The organism is Escherichia sp. HH26CH (genome assembly GCF_009820205.1).
Taxonomy (GTDB): Bacteria; Pseudomonadota; Gammaproteobacteria; order Enterobacterales; family Enterobacteriaceae; genus Escherichia; species Escherichia coli_F.
Map to the genome: position 1 here is coordinate 53,214 of NZ_VNXM01000008.1, position 13,750 is coordinate 66,963.

Consider the following 13,750-nt stretch of genomic DNA (forward strand, 5'->3'; position numbering starts at 1 on the left):
TATGATCGATCTGAAGAACCAGGAACGGGAGATTATCAATTTAATGTTCAGCCAGGGTATATCCTGGCTAACCGCCGTGCGTATCAGGCATAAACTATCACTTGCTGAAGTTAGTAAAATGTTGGGTATCTCGATTAATTCTCTAAAACAAATCGAAAAGACGGAACGGCTTAGTTCAAACATCAAAAACAAAATGGCAGGAATTTATGGTTGTCCGCCAGAGTTGCTGATATGCCCTTACTGGATGACGGCTGAACATAAATGAATAGATTCGTGAATAGATACTCGAATGGATTTAATTTTCTATCCATATGAAAAATAATAGTAAATCTATAAATCAGTCGCTATTGATGAATAGATACTAAAAAGCCGGAGCGGTCTCCCGCTCCGGCTTCACACGACAATCGCCTTTCAGCGAAACACAATTACTCTTTATCGCCCAGCAGAACGGATTCCAGTGCGATTTTGATCATGTCGTTGAAGGTAGTCTGACGCTCAGCGGCAGTGGTTTGCTCGTGAGTGCGGATGTGGTCAGACACGGTGCAGATGGTCAGGGCTTTCGCGCCAAACTCTGCAGCCACGCCGTAGATACCAGCCGCTTCCATTTCCACGCCGAGGATGCCGTATTTTTCCATCACGTCGAACATTTCGCCGTCCGGAGAGTAGAACAGGTCAGCGGAGAACAGGTTACCAACGCGAGCATCAATGCCCAGTGCTTTAGCTGCATCTACTGCGTTACGCACCATGTCGAAGTCAGCGATAGCGGCAAAGTCATGGTCTTTAAAACGGATGCGGTTAACTTTGGAATCGGTGCAGGCACCCATACCAATCACTACGTCACGCAGTTTTACGTGCGGCAGAACTGCGCCACAGGAACCAACGCGAATGATTTTCTTCACGCCGAAATCGGTGATCAGTTCTTTAGTGTAGATGGAGCAGGACGGGATACCCATACCGTGGCCCATTACAGAAATTTTGCGGCCTTTGTAAGTACCGGTGAAGCCCAGCATACCGCGAACGTTGTTCACTTCACGAGCATCTTCAAGGAAAGTTTCAGCAATATACTTCGCACGCAGCGGGTCGCCTGGCATCAAAACTACGTCAGCGAAATCGCCCATTTCTGCATTAATGTGTGGAGTAGCCATCATTTTATCCTTTTTGTGACATATTAAAGGCGGAGTCACTGCTCCGCCCAAATCCATCAGAACATGGCTTTGCCATATTCCATATCAGAAGTACCAAAATATTTTGCCAGAGTCTGGCCGATATCCGCGAAAGTTTCACGGTGCCCCAGCGAACCCGGTTTTACTTTCGGGCCGTAAACCAGTACCGGAATGTGTTCACGGGTATGGTCAGTACCGGTCCAGGTCGGATCACAACCATGGTCAGCAGTGAGGATCAGGATGTCGTCATCGCGCAGCAAAGACATCAGCTCTGGCAGACGGCGGTCGAACAGTTCCAGACCCGCAGCATAACCGGCAACGTCGCGACGGTGACCCCAGGAAGAGTCGAAGTCAACGAAGTTGGTGAAGACGATGGTGTTATCACCCGCTTCTTTCATCTCTTTGATGGTGGCGTCAAACAGCGCGTCCAGGCCGGTCGCTTTCACTTTTTTGGTGATGCCGCAGTTAGCGTAGATGTCTGCAATTTTACCGACAGAAACCACCTGGCCGTGTTTTTCATCAACCAGTTTCTGCAGCACGGTCGGTGCTGGCGGTTCAACAGCCAGGTCATGACGGTTACCGGTACGCTGGAAGTTACCAGCTTTGTCGCCGATAAACGGACGAGCGATAACACGACCGATGTTGTAGCCGCCGTTGGTCAGCTCTTCACGGGCGATTTCGCACAGTTCATAGAGTTTATCCAGACCGAAAGTTTCTTCATGGCAGGCAATCTGGAACACGGAGTCAGCGGAGGTATAGAAAATCGGCTTGCCGGTTTTCATGTGCTCTTCGCCCAGCTGATCCAGAATGACCGTACCGGAAGAGTGGCAGTTACCGAGGTAACCCGGCAGATTAGCGCGCTCGACCAGTTTATCCAGTAGCTCTTGCGGGAAGCTGTTTTCGTGATCGGAGAAGTATCCCCACTCAAACAGAACCGGGACACCGGCGATTTCCCAGTGACCAGACGGGGTGTCTTTACCGGATGACATTTCGTGCGCCCATGCGTACGCGCCGATAACTTCAGCGTTGCCGTCCATTCCCGCCGGAATGAAACCGGTAGAACCTTCGTGTGCTTTCGCCAACCCCAGACGGGTCAGATTTGGCAGATTGAGCGGGCCTTTACGACCATTATCAGCTTCGCCTTTGGCACAAGCTTCTGCGATATGACCCAGGGTGTCAGCCCCGACGTCACCAAAGCGTTCTGCATCTTCTGTAGCGCCGATGCCGAATGAGTCCAGCACCATAATAAATGCACGTTTCATATGTTCTCCGTACTCAGTGCTTCAAATTTAAATGATCAGATCAGTATACCGTTATTCGCTGATACGGCGATAGACAGTTGGTGTGCTTTCCGGTGCTTTATCGGCAAGTTTAATTGCCGCTTTCACCGCTTTCGCCGCTTCCTGCCAGCTGTTTTCGTCTTTCGCGTGGATAACCGCCAGCGGACGCTGACCGTCGACCTGGTCGCCCAGACGCGCCATATCAGTAAAGCCGACGCTGTAATCGATGGTGTCAGATGCCTGACGGCGACCGCCGCCCATTGCAACCACTGCCATTCCCAGCGCGCGGGTATCCATTTCACTGACAAAACCTTCGGTATCAGCATAGACTGCTTTCGTCAGCATCGCTGTCGGCAGATACTTCGCGTAGTTCTCAACGAAGTCGGTCGGGCCTTTTTGTGCCGCTACCATACGACCAAAGACTTCTGCCGCTTTACCGTTGTCCAGTACCGCCTGCAATTTCGCGCGCGCTTCGGCGTCATCTTTCGCCAGTTTGCCGGAGATCAACATCTCCACGCACAGTGCCATCGTGACATCAAACAGACGCGGGTTACGATACTCACCAGTCAGGAACTGCACCGCTTCACGAACTTCAACCGCGTTACCTGCACTGGAGGCCAGCACCTGATTCATATCGGTGAGCAGCGCGGTGGTGCGCACGCCAGCGCCGTTAGCCACGCCAACAATCGCTTCGGCAAGGGCTTCAGAGAGTTCGTAGGTCGGCATAAACGCGCCGCTACCGACTTTCACGTCCATCACCAGCGCGTCCAGACCTTCCGCAAGTTTCTTCGCCAGGATCGAGGCAGTGATCAGCGGGATGGAATCCACGGTTGCGGTAATATCGCGGGTCGCGTAGAAACGTTTATCTGCCGGAGCCAGTGAACTGGTCTGGCCAATAATCGCCACGCCGACGTCTTTAATAATTTCGCGGAAACGGTTGTCATCCGGGAAAATGTCGAAGCCAGGGATGGATTCCAGTTTGTCGAGCGTACCACCAGTATGGCCGAGGCCGCGACCGGAGATCATCGGAATATAGCCGCCGCAGGCAGCGACCATTGGCCCCAACATCAGCGAAGTCACATCGCCGACGCCGCCGGTCGAGTGTTTATCAACAATCGGGCCATTCAGATGCAGGCTTTTCCAGTCGAGAACGGTTCCTGAATCTCGCATCGCCATCGTCAGCGAGACACGCTCCGGCATTTTCATATCGTGGAAGAAAATGGTCATCGCGAGGGCGGCAATCTGCCCTTCGGAGATAGTGTTGTCGCGAATGCCGTTGATAAAGAAGCGAATTTCTTCATCGCTCAGCGCATGACCATCACGTTTTTTACGAATAATTTCTTGTGCGAGAAACAAGGTAACCTCCCGTGGAATAAGTTTGAAGGCGTTGTTGCCAGATGGCGGATGTTGTTATTGCCTGATGCGATGCTGACGCATCTTACAAGGCCTACACGGCACTCGACCCGTAGGCCGGATAAGGCGTTCGCGCCGCATCCGGCATCCACCCTCTGGCAAAAGGCAGCTTAGTAGCTGCTGGCGCTCTTACCGTCGCCGTGGCCCAGCGCTTTCAGCAGGCTTGCCAGCAGGCTGGAAGCACCAAAGCGGTAGTGACGCGCATCTGCCCAGTCAGCACCGAACAGTTCATCTGCAATCGCGAGATATTTCTGCGCATCTTCCGCAGTACGCACGCCGCCCGCAGGTTTGAAACCAACGGTTTTCTCTACGCCCATATCACGGATCACTTCCATCATGATGCGCGCGCTTTCCGGCGTCGCGTTCACTGCTACTTTACCGGTAGAGGTTTTGATGAAATCAGCACCCGCTTTAATGGAGATTTCAGACGCTTTACGGATCAGCGCTTCGTCTTTCAGTTCGCCGGTTTCGATGATCACTTTCAGCAGTACATTCGCTGCCGCGCAAGCCTCTTTACAGGCTTTCACCAGGTCAAAACCAACCTGCTCGTTACCCGCCATCAGCGCACGGTACGGGAACACCACATCAACTTCATCGGCACCGTAGGCGATTGCCGCGCGAGTTTCGGCCAGCGCGATTTCGATATCGTCGTTACCGTGTGGGAAGTTGGTTACCGTAGCGATACGGATTTCCGGGGTACCCTGCTCTTTCAGCGTTTTGCGAGCAATCGGGATAAAGCGAGGATAGATACAGATAGCGGCGGTATTACCGACCGGAGTTTTGGCCTGATGACACAGAGCGATCACTTTCTCGTCGGTATCGTCGTCATTCAGGGTGGTCAGGTCCATCAATTTCAGTGCACGCAGGCTGCTTGCTTTCAGATCAGTCATTTCATTCTCCTGGCTTGTCGCCAATAAAATTCACCTTGCGAGTTTGTTAGTATTCTAACATCGACTCCGCAACACACTTCGATATACATCACAATTAAGGAAATCTACTTACAAAATCGCATTACTGTAATGCGATCTGGTTCAAATAATTCACTTTCAAATGAATGCGTCAGTGGTGGCAAACGCATCAGGATCAAAGTGAACATCACGAAACTTCTTACAATGGCGCATCACCTTCGGCATAAAAAGGAACAGAAGATGCCCACTTCTCATGAAAATGCACTGCAACAACGTTGCCAGCAAATTGTCACCAGTCCGGTACTTAGCCCGGAGCAGAAGCGCCATTTTCTGGCGCTGGAAGCAGAAAACAATCTGCCTTACCCACAGCTTCCTGCCGAAGCCCGCCGCGCGCTGGATGAAGGTGTAATCTGCGATATGTTTGAAGGTCATGCGCCGTATAAACCGCGCTATGTCTTACCCGATTACGCCCGTTTTTTGGCCAACGGTTCCGAATGGCTGGAGCTGGAAGGCGCAAAAGATCTTGATGACGCACTCTCTCTGCTGACCATTCTTTACCACCACGTTCCTTCGGTCACATCGATGCCGGTCTACCTGGGGCAACTGGATGCGTTGTTGCAACCGTATGTTAGAATTCTAACACAAGACGAGATCGATATTCGAATAAAACGTTTCTGGCGTTACCTCGACAGAACCCTGCCAGACGCCTTTATGCACGCCAATATTGGCCCATCTGATTCACCCATTACCCGTGCGATTTTACGCGCAGACGCAGAGCTGAAGCAGGTTTCACCGAACCTGACTTTTATCTACGATCCTGAAATCACCCCTGATGACCTGCTGCTGGAAGTGGCGAAAAACATCTGTGAATGTAGCAAACCGCACATCGCCAACGGTCCCGTGCATGATAAAATTTTCACAAAAGGGAGCTACGGGATTGTGAGCTGTTACAACTCACTGCCGTTAGCGGGTGGTGGCAGTACGCTGGTACGCCTCAACCTGAAAGCCATTGCCGAGCGCAGTGAATCGCTGGATGATTTCTTTACGCGCACTCTACCGCACTACTGCCAGCAGCAGATCGCCATCATCGATGCGCGGTGTGAATTCCTCTATCAACAATCACACTTCTTTGAGAATAGCTTCCTGGTGAAAGAAGGGCTGATTAACCCTGAACGTTTTGTGCCAATGTTTGGCATGTATGGGCTGGCGGAAGCGGTTAACTTGCTGTGTGAAAAAGAAGGAGTTGCCGCGCGTTACGGTAAAGAAGCCGCCGCAAATGAAGTGGGTTATCGCATTAGCGCGCAACTGGCGGAGTTTGTCGCCAATACCCCCGTGAAATATGGCTGGCAAAAACGCGCCATGTTACACGCACAGTCGGGGATAAGTTCCGATATCGGCACCACGCCGGGCGCGCGTTTGCCGTATGGCGATGAGCCAGATCCGATCACCCATCTGCAAACTGTCGCCCCGCATCATGCTTATTATTATTCCGGCATCAGCGACATTTTGACGCTCGACGAAACCATCAAACGTAATCCGCAGGCGCTGGTACAGCTTTGCCTCGGTGCCTTTAAAGCCGGAATGCGTGAATTTACCGCCAATGTCAGCGGTAACGATCTGGTTCGCGTTACCGGTTATATGGTGCGTTTGTCGGATCTGGAAAAATATCGTGCCGAAGGCTCACGTACCAACACCACCTGGCTGGGAGAAGAAGCCGCACGCAACACTCGTATTCTGGAACGCCAGCCGCGCGTTATAAGCCATGAACAGCAGATGCGCTTTAGTCAGTAAGATTATCCCCTTCTCCTGCGTTGACGGGCCAGGCAGTCGTCTGGCTCTGTTTTTACAGGGCTGTAATCTGCGCTGCAAAAACTGTCACAATCCGTGGACAATGGGGCGCTGTAATGATTGCGGGGAGTGCGTGCCACAGTGTCCGCATCAGGCGTTGCAGATTGTTAACAGCAAAGTAGTGTGGAACGCAGCCGTCTGCGAGCAGTGTGATACCTGCCTGAAGATGTGTCCACAACACGCTACGCCGATGGCGCAATCCATGAACGTGGACGAGGTGCTTAGTCACGTCCGCAAAGCGGTGCTGTTTATTGAAGGGATAACGGTAAGCGGCGGTGAAGCCACGACCCAGTTGCCGTTTGTGGTGGCGCTGTTTACTGCTATCAAAAATGATCCACAACTGTGTCATCTCACCTGTCTGGTGGACAGTAACGGCATGTTGAGCGAAACCGGCTGGGAAAAATTACTCCCGGTGTGCGACGGCGCGATGCTCGATCTCAAAGCGTGGGGAAGCGAATGTCATCAACAGCTAACCGGACGCGATAATCAGCAGATTAAGCGCAGCATCTGTTTGCTTGCAGAGCGCGGTAAGCTGGCGGAACTGCGTTTGCTGGTAATCCCTGGCCAGGTGGATTATTTGCAACACATCGAAGAACTGGCGGCGTTTATCAAGGGACTTGGCGATGTTCCGGTACGCCTGAACGCGTTTCATGCCCACGGCGTGTATGGCGAGGCGCAAAGCTGGGCGAGCGCCACGCAGGAAGACGTTGAGCAGTTGGCTGATGCGTTACGGGAGCGCGGGGTGAGCCGGTTGATATTTCCGGCGCTGTATTTGTGACATGCCGGATGCGGCCTACGGTTCGGCACAGACTTGTAGGCATGATAAGACGCGTCAAGCGTCGCATCAGGCATTGTGCGCCAACTGCCGGATGCGGCGTGAACGCCTTATCCGGCCTACGGTTCGGCACAGACTTGTAGGCATGATAAGACGCGTCAGCGTCGCATCAGGCATTGTGCGTCGACTGCCGGATGCGGCGTGAACGCCTTATCCGGCTTACGAAGGGCAAACTACCCACGAACGTTAAACACCGCATACGTGTTATTAAGCAACACTTCGGCAATCTCATCCGCGGGTTCCGGGCGTAACTCGCATAGCACGGCAAACACACGGGCGGCCTGCTCCGGGTGATTAGGCTGCCCCTGAAAACCATTGAGCGGCATATCCGGCGCGTCGGTTTCCAGCAACAACGATGCCAGCGGCAGCTTTGCGATGACATCGCGGGTTTTACTGGCGCGTGGATAGGTGATAGTACCGCCTACGCCAATTTTGTAGCCCAGCTGCACAAACCGTTCGGCCTGTTGCAGGCTGCCAGAAAAACCATGAACCACACCAGTGCGTGGCAAATTTTGGCGTTTAAGATGCATCGCCAGTTTGTCGTGCGTGCGCCGTGAATGAAGGATCACCGGCAGATCGTAGCGTTTCGCCAGTTTCAGTTGTTCATCAAGCAACCACTGCTGCCTCTCAAATTGCGGATCGTCACCAAAGAGATCCAGGCCGATCTCCCCCACCGCCACCACCTTCGTCGGACGTCTTCCCAACGCCTGCTGTAACTGATCCAGCGATGCATCGTTATGTTTTTCCAACATCCCCGGATGCAACCCTAAAGCGGCATACAGCGGTTGATAATTTTCCGCTAACGCCTGCACGCGGGCAAAATTTGCCGCCTCGGTGGCCGGAACAATGATCTTGCCTACGCCCGCTTGTGCCGCGCGTTGCAGGCTGGCCTCTTCATCGCCACTAAACGGCGGGAAATCAAAATGGCAGTGGGTGTCGATAAAACGGCAAATCAAGCCAAATCCTCATTGTTAAATGTCGGGTCGTTCGCCTGTGGAGCGTCTATCACCTCGGTAACCAGCGTATCGTTGGCGACGGGTGCAGGCGGAATAACGATCGACTCCGGCGTCACCACCGGCACCAGATGGCGGCTCAGCGGCGCTTTTTCAGTCAATAACTTACCGACCGTTGCCAGAAAATAACGCCCGCATAAACGCCCAAGTTTATAGTCTTCACGCAGCGCCGGAATCCGACTGCCGAGCGCGATACTATGTAATGGCTTCGGCGGATAAATTTCGAATATCCGCAGCTTGCCCGGTGGTTTCTCAATAAATTGCTGAATCTCACGATAGCTGGTTTCATGATGCTGCACCAGATTGACCAGCGGCTGCAGGCTACTGTCACCCAACCAGCGTTCCATGCGTTTGAACCACTGCGGCGTATAGTACATTTGTGACGGCACAGTGCGGATGACGACCAACGTTTTTGCGCCCTGCCTTGCCGCCTCTTTAACCGGGATCGCATCACTGATCCCGCCATCCAGGTAATTAATGCCTTCCAGCGACACTCCGCTACGATAAAAGCCCGGTATTGCACTGGAGGCGCGAATCACATCCAGCCAGTTTTGTTTGTTTGGCAAAAAGTAATTCGGCGCATAGTCATCCTGACGACAAGCGCACATATAAAACGATTTGCCGCTGTCAAATAGCCGCGCTGCGGTGTCCATTTGCAACGGCATCTGGCTTGCGGTGGCCTCCACCAGCCAGTCGAGATCGATAAGATTTCCTCCACGGACAAAGCGCAATGGATCGAAAAATTCGCGTTTTGTGGTATAGCGCATGATGACTTTGCGCGCGTAACCGGGCTGATTGCAGATATACGCCGAGAGGTTTTGCGCCCCGGCAGATGTGCCGAGATAAAGATCGAAAGGATTAAACTGCGCGCGCATAAACTCATCCAGCACGCCAGCTGTGAAAATTCCACGCTGCCCGCCGCCTTCGCACACCAGAGCTATTCGTCCAGGCTGGAACGGCCTTAGCGCCAACGGCGCAATATTACCAAGCGTTACAGGTATTCGCTGCCCCACCTCTGCCTTCCTGTTTTTGTTGTGAAAGAATGACAAAGTAACGCAATTTATTATTCGCTAAAACCGCAAAAGCCAGTCCGCTGGACTGGCTTTGGATAAAATTTTCTTAATGGTCTGAAATCTAGGGTCGTTTTCGGCCCATGAACAAACTCACCAGGAACAGAATAATCCCGACGACAAAGACAATTTTAGCTGCGCCCGCAGCGGTACCGGCCAGACCACCAAACCCAAGTGCGGCGGCGATTAACGCGATAACCAGAAATATGATGCCCCAACGAAACATATAAGCGTCTCCTTTACCATAGTTAATGTCACCGCTTGATATGAGCGTGAAAATCACTCAATGCGATATTTTTAGTGTGGTGCACATCGCGCCTCCCGACAAAGTTCGGGAGGTCGAATTACGACGAATTACTTAGTTTTCAGATCATTTTTAACGCTTTTCACACCATCTACCGCTTTGGCGATACTTTCAGCACGGTCGCTCTGTGCCTGAGAATCTACGGTACCGGAGAGCTGGACCACGCCATCGGTGGTTTCAACTTTCACATGACGGGAAGGGACGATATCGTCCGCCAGCAGCTTGGCTTTGATTTCACTGGTGGTGGCGGTGTCACCCGCGTAGCCCTTCACAGAACCTTCTTTAGCGTCGCGAACGTGCAGTTTGTCGCTGACAGAGGTCACGCCTTCAACGCCTTTCGCCACTTTCACTGCCTCTTCGGCCTGGGCCTGGCTTTCAACGAAACCGCTCAGGGTCACGACTTTTTGATCGGTTTTGACAGAGATATCGGTGCTCTTGATGTTGTCATGATCCACCAGGGCCGCCTTCACTTTCGCGGTGATAGCGCTGTCATCCATGAAATTACCGACTTTATTCATAGAGCTATCGACTTTTTGCCCTGCGCTTTCATTGGTTGTCTGCGCGTTGTTTTCTGCGTAGGCAGAGCCGGTCGCGACGGCAGAGGTCAACATTACAGCCAGCAGAGTTTTCGAAATCTTCAGTCTTGTCATAGTCATCGATTTATTCCTGTATGTTTGCTCGTAATTTGAGCCTGGCAACACGAGGTTGCATTGCTGAATAGGGAGAGACTTCACCCTCTACAGAAGTCAATGGTCGTTATCACAAAAGCGATGGCTGATGAATAACGACCATTACAGCCTCTGAATCAGTTATTAATATCGGTAGAATGACAATCGACGGCTTTAGATACTGATATCTACGCATTGAACGGTATTTAACGCCGTCAGAAATGTCATTACTTTGTTAAATATAGATCACAATTTTGAAACCGCTCGGGATATCCCCTAAAACATAAGCAAAAGTGAATGTTTTAAGAACATTCCGTAAGCGGCTAATAAGGAAGGGAAATTGACAGGGCGCAGCGGCTACCGCGCCCTGGAGGCAAGAATTAATGCTCGCGAGTCTGGTGGAACTGAACGTCCGGATAACGTTCCTGCGCCAGGCGCAGGTTGACCATGCTGGTAGCGATGTAAGCGAGGTTATCGCCGCCATCAAGCGCCAGTTGGCTTTCGTTCTTACGCTTGAACTCTTCGAATTTCTTCGCGTCCGCACATTCTACCCAGCGTGCAGTGGCAACGTTGACTGACTCATACACTGCTTCAACGTTGTATTCGCTCTTCAGGCGCGCTACCACCACATCAAACTGCAGCACACCAACCGCACCAACGATCAGGTCGTTGTTGGAGATCGGACGGAACACCTGCACCGCGCCCTCTTCGGAAAGCTGTACCAGCCCTTTGAGCAACTGTTTTTGCTTCAGCGGATCTTTCAGGCGGATACGACGGAACAGTTCCGGCGCAAAGTTCGGGATACCGGTGAACTTCATCATCTCACCCTGGGTAAAGGTGTCGCCGATCTGAATAGTGCCGTGGTTGTGCAGACCAAGGATGTCGCCCGGATACGCTTCTTCAACATGCGAACGGTCGCCCGCCATAAAGGTCAGCGCGTCGGAGATCACCACATCTTTCGCGGTGCGCACCTGGCGCAGCTTCATGCCTTTTTCATATTTACCGGATACCACGCGCATAAACGCCACGCGGTCGCGGTGTTTCGGGTCCATGTTGGCCTGAATTTTAAATACGAAGCCGGTAAATTTATCTTCGCTCGCCTCTACGGTACGGGTATCAGTCTGACGCGGCATCGGCGCAGGTGCCCACTCTACCAGGCCATCCAGCATATGATCGACGCCGAAGTTACCCAGAGCAGTACCAAAGAACACTGGAGTAATTTCGCCCGCAAGGAACAATTCTTTGTCGAACTCGTTAGACGCGCCTTTCACCAGTTCCAGTTCGTCACGCAGCTGCTGTGCCAGATCTTCACCAACCGCAGCATCGAGATCCGGGTTATTCAGTCCTTTAACAATACGGACTTCCTGAATGGTGTGACCTTTACCACTCTGATAGAGATAGGTTTCGTCTTTATAAAGGTGGTAAACGCCTTTAAACAGCTTGCCGCAGCCAATCGGCCAGGTGATCGGTGCACAGCCGATTTTCAGCTCGTTCTCAACTTCATCGAGCAGCTCCATCGGGTCGCGGATATCACGGTCAAGTTTGTTCATAAAGGTGAGGATCGGCGTGTCGCGCAGACGGGTAACTTCCATCAGCTTGCGGGTACGATCTTCAACACCTTTTGCGGCGTCGATAACCATCAGGCAGCAGTCCACCGCCGTCAGGGTACGATAGGTATCTTCCGAGAAGTCTTCGTGCCCCGGGGTGTCGAGCAGGTTAACCAGGCAGTCGTGATACGGAAACTGCATCACAGACGTAGTAATGGAGATCCCACGCTGCTTTTCCATCTCCATCCAGTCCGACTTAGCGTGCTGGTTGGAACCACGGCCTTTTACTGTACCGGCAGTCTGAATGGCCTGTCCGAACAGCAGCACCTTCTCGGTGATGGTCGTTTTACCGGCGTCCGGGTGAGAAATAATTGCAAAGGTCCTTCTTTTCTCTACCTCTGCGGCCAAAAGGCTTGTCATAATTGTTGTCTCTTTGATTATGTACAATCATATGTACAAAGAAAAATTCATGCCGCTGATTGTACATTTTGGAGGTATCAGAGCATAGCAGAACATGATCAGTAGGTGTATTTGTAGCCAAAGAACATTTGTATATGCAGCAATCTTTGCTCTATTGACACTGTTTATTCATACAGTTAAAAATAACACTGTATACAAACACAGTGTAGAGGGATTTTTATGCGTATTGAGATCTGCATAGCCAAAGAGAAAATGACTAAAATGCCAAACGGTGCTGTGGATGCGTTAAAGGAAGAATTAACTCGACGCATCAGTAAGCGTTATGACGATGTAGAGGTGATCGTAAAAGCCACCAGCAACGATGGACTTTCTGTTACGCGCACCGCCGATAAAGATTCAGCTAAAACTTTTGTTCAGGAAACTCTGAAAGATACCTGGGAGTCTGCTGACGAGTGGTTTGTTCACTAATTAGCACGTAAAATCAGTAACGGCTGGAAATAATTCAATACTCGCACTATCGGAAGTTCACCAGCCAACCGCAGCACATTCTTGCATACGACGTGCCTGCGGTTTCAACTCCCGCCAGCTCCACCACTTTTGATAGGACTGCAACCGGACATAATCAATAAAAACATCAACTTACGCACACCAACCAGACAGTGAGCGGACTTAAAAAAGACAAAAATATACACGCAAAATGCACGTGCATTTCAAAAAAGCCTCTGATTGTGAAGTCAGAGGCTTTTCTATTTGTAACCAATGGTAATGATTCAACCCAGCAATTACGTAACGTCAAACGCTCGAATTGAAACCAAATCATTCAGATTATTCAGTTCCTCTTTCATCTCCCGCTGACGACGATAAATCTCGTCATTGCGTTCGACCTGTGCTTGCGCCATTGCTGCCGCCAGTTCTTCCAGTTCCGGCATTGACAGTTTCACCTGTTGATTATAGGCATCCCCCCACGCAAGGGTAGTTCGTGCTGTGTCGGATTTCGATGCCATCACCACCGGAGACAGCCGTGCCAGTGAGTCTGGACCCGCATTCCAGATACGACCGTTCCATCTGAACGTGAACGGCTGCGCTTCCTGTTCTGTGCGCCATGCCTCAATTTCCCGCTTTTTGGCAGCCTTTGCCACAGCAATAAGTTCAGGCGTGACGGTAAACGGGGCGATTTCACCCCATTTGCCGCTCTGTAACTCTACCCAGATGCGCTGACCTGTCTGTGCTGTATCATCTTTTGTCGCTGTATACGGCAGGACTTTCTCCATTCCCTCAAAC

The 13,750-nt window shown here is 51.6% G+C and carries 14 protein-coding genes; 4 read left to right on the top strand and 10 right to left on the bottom strand.

The features are described 5' to 3' along the window. Position 1 precedes the first annotated feature (1 nt). Positions 2-265 carry a helix-turn-helix domain-containing protein gene (locus tag FQ015_RS01440; protein ID WP_000566247.1) on the top strand — a complete coding sequence of 88 codons (264 nt, stop codon included), beginning with the start codon at positions 2-4 and terminating at the stop codon, positions 263-265. Positions 266-425: 160 nt separating this feature from the next. Here the strand turns inward: FQ015_RS01440 and deoD are convergent, their stop codons facing one another. The 4 genes from deoD to deoC form a co-directional block, all read right to left on the bottom strand. After that, positions 426-1,145: a purine-nucleoside phosphorylase gene (deoD, locus tag FQ015_RS01445; RefSeq protein WP_000224877.1), complete on the bottom strand. Its 720-nt coding sequence runs from the start codon at positions 1,143-1,145 to the stop codon at positions 426-428. A gap of 56 nt (positions 1,146-1,201) precedes the next feature. Beyond that, on the bottom strand, positions 1,202-2,425 hold the full coding sequence (gene deoB, locus FQ015_RS01450; protein ID WP_000816471.1) for a phosphopentomutase: 1,224 nt from the start codon (positions 2,423-2,425) through the stop codon (positions 1,202-1,204). Between the two features lie 51 nt (positions 2,426-2,476). Further along, a complete protein-coding gene (gene deoA / locus FQ015_RS01455) occupies positions 2,477-3,799 on the bottom strand; it encodes a thymidine phosphorylase (RefSeq protein WP_160523617.1) in 1,323 nt (440 codons plus the stop codon). 167 nt (positions 3,800-3,966) lie between these two features. After that, a complete protein-coding gene (gene deoC, locus FQ015_RS01460; RefSeq protein ID WP_001295412.1) occupies positions 3,967-4,746 on the bottom strand; it encodes a deoxyribose-phosphate aldolase in 780 nt (259 codons plus the stop codon). Positions 4,747-5,004: 258 nt separating this feature from the next. On the opposite strand from deoC, the gene FQ015_RS01465 reads away from it, so the two are divergent. Both FQ015_RS01465 and FQ015_RS01470 read left to right on the top strand, forming a co-directional pair. Then, positions 5,005-6,555 carry a YjjI family glycine radical enzyme gene (locus FQ015_RS01465; protein ID WP_039020381.1) on the top strand — a complete coding sequence of 517 codons (1,551 nt, stop codon included), beginning with the start codon at positions 5,005-5,007 and terminating at the stop codon, positions 6,553-6,555. Then, entirely contained in the window at positions 6,527-7,390 is an 864-nt protein-coding gene (locus FQ015_RS01470) for a YjjW family glycine radical enzyme activase (protein WP_039020382.1), read from the top strand. Before FQ015_RS01465 ends, FQ015_RS01470 begins: the two co-directional genes overlap by 29 nt. 230 nt (positions 7,391-7,620) lie before the next feature. Here the strand turns inward: FQ015_RS01470 and FQ015_RS01475 are convergent, their stop codons facing one another. From FQ015_RS01475 to prfC, 5 genes are all read right to left on the bottom strand, one after another. Next, a complete protein-coding gene (locus FQ015_RS01475) occupies positions 7,621-8,403 on the bottom strand; it encodes a metal-dependent hydrolase (protein ID WP_039020383.1) in 783 nt (260 codons plus the stop codon). After that, positions 8,400-9,473: a patatin-like phospholipase family protein gene (locus FQ015_RS01480; RefSeq protein ID WP_160523618.1), complete on the bottom strand. Its 1,074-nt coding sequence runs from the start codon at positions 9,471-9,473 to the stop codon at positions 8,400-8,402. The genes FQ015_RS01475 and FQ015_RS01480 overlap by 4 nt, the downstream gene beginning before the upstream one ends. Before the next feature lie 121 nt (positions 9,474-9,594). Continuing rightward, positions 9,595-9,756, bottom strand: a complete 162-nt coding sequence (locus tag FQ015_RS01485; protein WP_000490275.1) for a DUF1328 domain-containing protein — start codon at positions 9,754-9,756, stop codon at positions 9,595-9,597. A gap of 128 nt (positions 9,757-9,884) precedes the next feature. Next, positions 9,885-10,490: a molecular chaperone OsmY gene (gene osmY, locus FQ015_RS01490; RefSeq protein WP_001295748.1), complete on the bottom strand. Its 606-nt coding sequence runs from the start codon at positions 10,488-10,490 to the stop codon at positions 9,885-9,887. Between the two features lie 392 nt (positions 10,491-10,882). Continuing rightward, the gene (prfC, locus tag FQ015_RS01495; protein WP_160523619.1) at positions 10,883-12,469 is read right to left on the bottom strand and encodes a peptide chain release factor 3; all 1,587 of its coding nucleotides are present in this window, start codon (positions 12,467-12,469) and stop codon (positions 10,883-10,885) included. A gap of 219 nt (positions 12,470-12,688) precedes the next feature. Between prfC and FQ015_RS01500 the strand changes: the two genes are divergently transcribed. Continuing rightward, positions 12,689-12,937: a DinI-like family protein gene (locus FQ015_RS01500; protein WP_001217539.1), complete on the top strand. Its 249-nt coding sequence runs from the start codon at positions 12,689-12,691 to the stop codon at positions 12,935-12,937. Positions 12,938-13,251: 314 nt separating this feature from the next. Here the strand turns inward: FQ015_RS01500 and FQ015_RS01505 are convergent. Continuing rightward, on the bottom strand, positions 13,252-13,750 hold a 499-nt coding region (locus FQ015_RS01505), incomplete at its 5' end, for a DUF4376 domain-containing protein (RefSeq protein ID WP_160523620.1).

Coding starts and splice junctions, on each gene's coding strand:
- osmY (WP_001295748.1), bottom strand. CDS start 10,490: ATGACTATGACAAGACTGAAGATTTCGAAAACTCTGCTGGCTGTAATG.
- deoD (WP_000224877.1), bottom strand. CDS start 1,145: ATGGCTACTCCACACATTAATGCAGAAATGGGCGATTTCGCTGACGTA.
- prfC (WP_160523619.1), bottom strand. CDS start 12,469: ATGACAAGCCTTTTGGCCGCAGAGGTAGAGAAAAGAAGGACCTTTGCA.
- deoB (WP_000816471.1), bottom strand. CDS start 2,425: ATGAAACGTGCATTTATTATGGTGCTGGACTCATTCGGCATCGGCGCT.
- FQ015_RS01500 (WP_001217539.1), top strand. CDS start 12,689: ATGCGTATTGAGATCTGCATAGCCAAAGAGAAAATGACTAAAATGCCA.
- FQ015_RS01470 (WP_039020382.1), top strand. CDS start 6,527: ATGAACAGCAGATGCGCTTTAGTCAGTAAGATTATCCCCTTCTCCTGC.
- FQ015_RS01465 (WP_039020381.1), top strand. CDS start 5,005: ATGCCCACTTCTCATGAAAATGCACTGCAACAACGTTGCCAGCAAATT.
- deoC (WP_001295412.1), bottom strand. CDS start 4,746: ATGACTGATCTGAAAGCAAGCAGCCTGCGTGCACTGAAATTGATGGAC.
- FQ015_RS01485 (WP_000490275.1), bottom strand. CDS start 9,756: ATGTTTCGTTGGGGCATCATATTTCTGGTTATCGCGTTAATCGCCGCC.
- FQ015_RS01440 (WP_000566247.1), top strand. CDS start 2: ATGATCGATCTGAAGAACCAGGAACGGGAGATTATCAATTTAATGTTC.